Annotated in this window: 6 protein-coding genes and 1 pseudogene; 2 read left to right on the top strand and 5 right to left on the bottom strand. The window is 67.4% G+C overall.

Annotation, left to right across the window (positions count from 1 at the left end):
- Window positions 1-321 precede the first annotated feature (321 nt).
- Window positions 322-714 (top strand): hypothetical protein, encoded by a 393-nt coding sequence (locus ACWGSR_RS37465; protein WP_453573890.1) that lies wholly within the window; start codon window positions 322-324, stop codon window positions 712-714.
- A gap of 420 nt (window positions 715-1,134) precedes the next feature.
- Here the strand turns inward: ACWGSR_RS37465 and ACWGSR_RS37460 are convergent, their stop codons facing one another.
- A complete protein-coding gene (locus tag ACWGSR_RS37460; protein ID WP_043231285.1) occupies window positions 1,135-1,338 on the bottom strand; it encodes a cold-shock protein in 204 nt (67 codons plus the stop codon).
- A 243-nt stretch (window positions 1,339-1,581) separates the two neighbouring features.
- On the bottom strand, window positions 1,582-1,920 hold the full coding sequence (locus ACWGSR_RS37455) for a MerR family transcriptional regulator (protein WP_453573887.1): 339 nt from the start codon (window positions 1,918-1,920) through the stop codon (window positions 1,582-1,584).
- A 905-nt stretch (window positions 1,921-2,825) separates the two neighbouring features.
- On the opposite strand from ACWGSR_RS37455, the gene ACWGSR_RS37450 reads away from it, so the two are divergent.
- The gene (locus ACWGSR_RS37450) at window positions 2,826-3,215 is read left to right on the top strand and encodes an ATP-binding protein (RefSeq protein WP_453573884.1); all 390 of its coding nucleotides are present in this window, start codon (window positions 2,826-2,828) and stop codon (window positions 3,213-3,215) included.
- Between the two features lie 17 nt (window positions 3,216-3,232).
- Here the strand turns inward: ACWGSR_RS37450 and ACWGSR_RS37445 are convergent.
- From ACWGSR_RS37445 to ACWGSR_RS37435, 3 genes and pseudogenes are all read right to left on the bottom strand, one after another.
- A pseudogene (locus ACWGSR_RS37445) lies at window positions 3,233-3,392 on the bottom strand (IS5/IS1182 family transposase); the annotation flags it as partial.
- Window positions 3,393-3,422: 30 nt separating this feature from the next.
- Window positions 3,423-4,627 (bottom strand): IS3 family transposase gene (locus ACWGSR_RS37440; RefSeq protein WP_453573881.1). Its coding sequence is split into 2 segments (ribosomal slippage): window positions 3,423-4,336 and window positions 4,336-4,627, totalling 1,206 coding nucleotides; the frame shifts between segments, so codons are not numbered across the junction.
- A gap of 192 nt (window positions 4,628-4,819) precedes the next feature.
- Window positions 4,820-5,770 (bottom strand): fatty acid desaturase family protein, encoded by a 951-nt coding sequence (locus ACWGSR_RS37435; RefSeq protein ID WP_453573878.1) that lies wholly within the window; start codon window positions 5,768-5,770, stop codon window positions 4,820-4,822.
- Between the last annotated feature and the right edge of the window lie 182 nt (window positions 5,771-5,952).

The following is a 5,952-nucleotide window of genomic DNA, read 5'->3' as shown; positions in this document are numbered from 1 at the left end:
GATCACCACGCCAACGACCAGGGGCCCTGCCTCGTCACCACACCCGCTGACCAGCCCATTTCACCCTCCAGCACAGGATGAAAGAGGCTCACTGAAGCGCGTATGAAAGCGGGCCTACCACAGTCGTCGCCGGCAGTCGCACTCGGCCGACTGCCTCCCGTCGAATCCGAGGCTGTCATGACCGGACCGGTCCTCCAGGCCACATGACTCAACCTGTGACCCGAACCTGCATCCGACTCGCCGGGCTTCCGTCTCGGATACCGTGTTGCTCTATGGGGTGCCATAACGGATGTGGCGCCCCCCACCGGAGGTAATCAGCGTATGAGTTCAAAGCGCAGCAAGAATCCAGCCCTGCCCGTACTTGACGACGCGTTCCGACTCGAGTCGGTCAAGGACGCCGAAGAGTCTGTCCGTGACTTGGCCGCGCGGCTGGCCACCACCGAGCTGCGCCGTGTTTCCCATCCGGGCCGGGTCACCTGGGAGCCCGTCGATCAGGCCGAGCCCGTTCCGGTCCCGCCGACTGTGGTCGACGGTGACGGGGACCTGTGGCTGCGGGACCGGGGCACTGGCACCTGGACCATGCCCGAGTTCAACCCGAAGGAGTTCCCGGACCGCTGTGGCGAGGTTCTGACGTGGAACGAGCTCGCCTGCGAGTTCGGCCCGCTTACTGCACTGGCCGACGACCGCCGCGTCGGCGGCGGCCGGCGTCGCTGACCGCGCATTCTTCGCGCGGACCGCAGTGCTGAAATCATGTCTCGATCCCGCATTCCCCTGGGGTCCGGCAGACTCAGGAACGCCGGATGCAGGACAGCCCCGGTATCGCGCTGAGCACCCTACTGACTACCCTCTGTAGCCTCTGGTCCTGGTGTGTGCTTCCCTGTCCAAGCGACCGAGCAGGCAGGCTAAGCATCTCTGCATGGCGGCGGTACCCGGCCTGCTGCTCTGTGGGGCGACCGCGCGGGAGACGGCGGTGTACCACCACGGATGAGGGCCGCGCGCAGTCGCGCAGCCCTCGTCCGGTGTGTGTCCGTTGCCTCTGGGCCGCCGGCCTGGCTTCCGTCGTTCGGGTCACCCGCTACCGGACTGTCGGGAAACGGAGCCGACCTCGGTGCCCGCAGGCAGAGGCGGGGAGGGTCAGGCCGGGGTGATGTTCTCCGCCTGGGGGCCCTTCTGGCCCTGGGTGACGTCGAACGTCACCATCTGGCCCTCCTGGAGCTCACGGAAGCCCGAGGAGTTGATTGCCGAGTAGTGGGCGAAGACGTCCGGGCCGCCGCCGTCCTGGGCGATGAAGCCGAAGCCCTTCTCCGCGTTGAACCACTTCACAGTTCCCGTAGCCATGTCTCATGCCTTCCAGTCGATGAACGCCGCCCACACTGTTGTGGGAGGCGGAGGTGATCGCCCTGGTTCCTGCGGCACAGCACAGCAAAAAAGCCCACGCCGGAGGCATGGGCAAAGGGAAGATCCGAACCACGACAGCTAACAGGGACGGTACACGCCCGCACCCACTGTCACCACAGAAAACGCTTCCCGCCTCACGCCTTGCCCTGTGCGAGGGATCGGCGCCTGGCGGGCGCGCAGGTCTCAGGCTGCGGACGGCGGCTTTGCCGGTTCGGCGGCGCGGCGGTATTCGGCGTTAATGCGCTGAGCCTCTTCGAGCTGGTCCTCGAGGACGATGATGCGGCAGGCGGCCTCGACGGGTGTTCCCTGGTCGACGAGTTCCCGGGCGCGGGCGGCGATCCGCAGCTGGTAGCGGGAGTAGCGACGGTGGCCACCCTCTGAGCGCAGCGGGGTAATCAGACGGTGTTCACCCAGGGCCCGCAGGAAGGCGGGGGTGGTGCCGAGCATGTCGGCGGCCCTGCCCATCGTGTAGGCGGGATAGTCGTCGTCGTCGAGTCGGTCGTACGAGTCATCTGCTGTCATCTGCACCTCTCTGGAACGCGTGGAGGGGCCCTGGTGCCGTACTGGCACCAGGGCCCCGAAGGAACTACTACAGCACCTGCCGGCCCTGATACTGCGCCGGCCTTCTGTGTCCGCGCACCCGACCTGACTGCTGCCGGTGCTGCGGGGATCGCGGTTGCTTGACCGAAGACCACCTCACTAACGATGTCCTGCGGTACCCGGACTCAAGACTTCCGTCCGGGCGATCCTGATGGTGCTTCGTTCCTCCGTTCTTCCCTCGGTGATCAACTACCTACCACTGGGGTACTGCTCTACTGCGGGTACTGCTGGTGATGCGAACTGCTCAGTGACCTGTGACAGCGCCACTCTTCGGCAGCCAGCCCCGTTGCCCGTCCTGCGTCTGCTCTGGCTTGGAACCCCACTGCCGAACTTCCCGATGCGCGCGCCCGCAGCCGACGCCTTCACCAGGGGTACCGCTCCATTACTTCACTGCTGTGAACTGCGCACTCACGGGTACCGCACATGCCATGACCACGGTCCCGCGCGACGGCCCCTGATCACTGCGGGCCACCCGGTCCGGCCGCCAGTCCCGTCGCCGTCCTGCAACAACCCTGGCTTCGAAACTCCGCCGCCGCACCGTCCTGCGAACTGCAACTACCTGTACTGCTGGTACTGCTTGTCGGCAGTTCGTCTCTGCCAGGCCCTGCTGTCCTTCTCGGCTACGGAAGAAACCTTAGCTACGCCACTGCCCAATGTCTACTCTGGCCAATACAGATTTTCGTGCGCCTGACGGTGAGGTAATCAGCTTCGGGCAATGACGCGGGCGGGGCGCAGGGCGGTCGCACCTGGTTGATCGCCGCTTCTCGGGGCAGATGCGGCGGGCGGGGAGGAACGGGCATGAGTGATCCGCAGACCAGGGGGATCCGATGGAAACGATGAGCGTCGACATCGCGATCGACCACCCTGCGGGTTCCATCGCCTGGGCACGTGACAGGGCCCGGTCCTTCCTCGACGGGCTCATGCCGGCGCTCGCGTCCGAGGCCGCCGACACCGTGGTCCTGGTGGTCTCAGAACTCGTCACCAATGCCCTGCGGCACGGCGGCGGCACCTGCGTCCTGGACCTGACCGCACACCGAGACAGCATCGAAGTGGCCATAGGCGACCCCAACCCCCAGGCCCCCCGCATGCGCACCCCCGACCTGAACGGCGGCACCGGAGGCTTCGGGTGGCCCATGGTCAACCACCTCGCCCGCGTCACCGCTGTGACCCGCCACAGGGCCGGCGGCAAGACCGTAAGCGCCCTACTCCCCCGCTAAGGGTGTCCGCCAGTAGGTCATCGGACTCGTGGGCTTCGAGGGCGGGTGCTCCAGCGGTAGAGCGCCCAGGCGCGTCGGATCATGCAGCGGACCGTGATGACGGTGGCGGCCAGGGCGAGGAAGAACTTGACGGCCGCTTCCCGTCCGTTCGGTGCAGCGTCGGTGCTTGCCGAAGTTGGGGCCTTTACCCCGAATCCTGGACACGGGTTATGCGGCTTGCGCCAGCGTAGTTGGTGTGCGTTGGAGGGTGTTCTCGAAGGCGATCGGTGATCGTTGTCCGAGGCGGGAGTGTCGGCGGCGGGTGTTGTGGCGGTGGAGCCATCTGAAGGCGTCGAGTCGGGCCTCGCCCTCGTCCGGCCAGCTCTTTCGGCCTTGCAGGATCTCGCGTTTGAAGGTCGCGTTGAAGGACTCGGCGAGGGCGTTGTCCGCGCTGGCCCCGACCGCGCTCATGCTTTGCCTAACCCCTGCTGACCTGCAGGTTTCGGCGAAGGCCCTGCTCGTGTACTGGGCTCCGTGATCGGTGTGCATGATCGATCCGGCGAGGCTGCCGCGGGTGCGGATCGCCGCGGCCAGGGCGTCGGTCACGAGGTCCGCGCGCATGTGGTCGGCGATCGCCCATCCGGCCAGACGGCGCGAGGCGAGGTCGATGACGGTCGCCAGATAGCAGAACTTCCCGCCGTCGATGGGCAGGTAGGTGATGTCGCCGACGTACTTCGTGTTCGGCTCGCCGGCGGTGAAGTCGCGGCCGATCAGGTCCGGTGCCTTGGCGGCTGCAAGGTCGGGGACGGTGGTGCGGTGCCGGCGGCGCAACCGGATTCCTTGGATCCCGGACGCCCGCATGATCCGGGCGACCCGCTTGTGGTTGACCGCCTCACCACTGGTCTCCCGGAGCTCGGCGGTGATCCTCGGGACTCCGTAGGTGCCGTCCGACTCGAGGTGCACCGCCCGTATCCGGGCTGCCAGGCGGGCGTCGGCCGCCTGCCGGGCGGCCCGGTCCGCGGCCGTCCGGCGCCAGTAGTAGAAGCTCGAGCGGGCGATATTGAGGATGCTGCAGAGCCGCTTCACGCCGAAGCGGCGCTGGTGGTCGGCAACGGACTGGAAGCGGTTCACCAGCGCGTCTCCCCGGCGAAATACTTCGCCGCCTTCCGCAGGATCTCGCGTTCCTCCTCCAGCTCGCGGACCTTCTTGCGCAGCGCGGCGTTCTCCGCCTCCAGCGGCGTGGGCGGCTCGGCCGACACCTCCACTCGGCGTCCCCGGGGCCGGCTCACGCCGGCCGCCCGGACCCAGTTCCGCAGGGTCTCCGGGTTGATCCCCAGATCGGCGGCGACCGACCTGATCGTCGCCTCGGGCCGCGACTCGTAGAGCGCGACCGCGTCCGCCTTGAACTCCGGCGGATAGTGCTTCATGACCACGAGATGTCCGTTCTCAGATCCTCAGGATCCAGTGTCTCGTGTGTCCAGCATTGGGGGTCAAGGCCCGAGCCGTCTATTGGACAGGCCCATGAGCGTTGCGAGGACCGCTAGAACTCAAGCCCCAGGGCGTGGGGGCCTTTCGCATACCCATGCAAGGACCGTGCCGGAACGCATCGGTGACAGGCCGTGGCGTCAGGCGGTGCGCGGCTTTCTGAGGGGGGCTCCCGCCGCGTGGAGGCTGGCGAGGGTCTGCCGGTAGGACTCGACCAGGCTGGTCTCCAGGTAGCCGACCCCGAGCTCCTGGCAGTACCCGCGGACGATGGTCCGGGCCCTGCGCAGGTGCGGGCTGGGCATGCTGGGGAAGAGGTGGTGCTCGATCTGGTAGTTGAGACCGCCCAGAACGACATCGGTGAGGCGGCCTCCGCGCACGTTGCGGGAGGTCAGGACCTGGCGCCTCAGGAAGTCGGGCCGGTCGGCGCCGCTCAGGATCGGCATGCCCTTGTGGTTCGGGGCGAAGATCGAGCCGAGGTAGATGCCGAAGAGGCACTGGTGCACGAGCAGGAACGCGGCCGCCTTGCCGGGCGGAAGCACTAGGAACAGTGCGCCGAGGTAGGCGGCGAGGTGCGCGGTGAGCAGGGCGCCTTCCCACACACGGTGCTTGAGTGAGCGGTCGAGCAGCGACCTCACCGCGGACACGTGCAGGTTGAATCCCTCCAGCGTGAGCAGGGGGAAGAACAGCAATGCCTGCGAGCGGCCGAGCAGTCGGGGCAGTCCCCTGGCCTCGCGGGCCTGCTCCTGCGTCCATACGAGGATGTCCGGGTCGAGATCGGGGTCGAGGTCCTCGTGGTTGGGGTTGGCGTGGTGAGGGGTGTGTTTGTCCTGCCACCAGCCGTACCCCATGCCGATGCCGAGGTTCCCGGCGATGCGCCCGGACACCTCGCTGGCCGTGCGCAGCCGGAAGACCTGCCGGTGGGCGAGGTCGTGCGCGAGCAGCGCCACCTGCCCGAACACGAAGGCGAGGAAGCCGGCTGTCAGGAGCGTCCACCAGCTGTCGCCGACCAGGACGAAGGCCGTCCACCCGGCGGCGTACAGGGCTGTCACGACCGTGATGCGCAGTGCGTAGTAGCCGGGGCGCCCGGCCATGAGCCCGGCTTCCTGAATCCTGCGGGAGAGCCGGGCGAAATCGCTCCCCGCGTCCTTCAGTACAGGAGGGGGACGGACCGTCTGTGAAGAGCTCGTAACACGATCATGTTCGGGCCTTCTTGAGGCGTCTCCAGCAGATGAGGCTGCAGGCGAGGGAGACGAAGGCGTCGTGGAGTTCGGTG

It is taken from the genome of Streptomyces sp. NPDC055632 (genome assembly GCF_053618675.1).
The sequence above is the reverse complement of the archived record's forward strand: the minus strand, read 5'-3'. Positions and strand labels throughout refer to the sequence as shown.

Excerpts from the sequence above, each read along its gene's own strand:
- ACWGSR_RS37465 (WP_453573890.1), top strand. The coding sequence starts at position 322 with ATGAGTTCAAAGCGCAGCAAGAATCCAGCCCTGCCCGTACTTGACGAC.
- ACWGSR_RS37460 (WP_043231285.1), bottom strand. The coding sequence starts at position 1,338 with ATGGCTACGGGAACTGTGAAGTGGTTCAACGCGGAGAAGGGCTTCGGC.
- ACWGSR_RS37455 (WP_453573887.1), bottom strand. The coding sequence starts at position 1,920 with ATGACAGCAGATGACTCGTACGACCGACTCGACGACGACGACTATCCC.
- ACWGSR_RS37450 (WP_453573884.1), top strand. The coding sequence starts at position 2,826 with ATGGAAACGATGAGCGTCGACATCGCGATCGACCACCCTGCGGGTTCC.
- ACWGSR_RS37435 (WP_453573878.1), bottom strand. The coding sequence starts at position 5,770 with ATGGCCGGGCGCCCCGGCTACTACGCACTGCGCATCACGGTCGTGACA.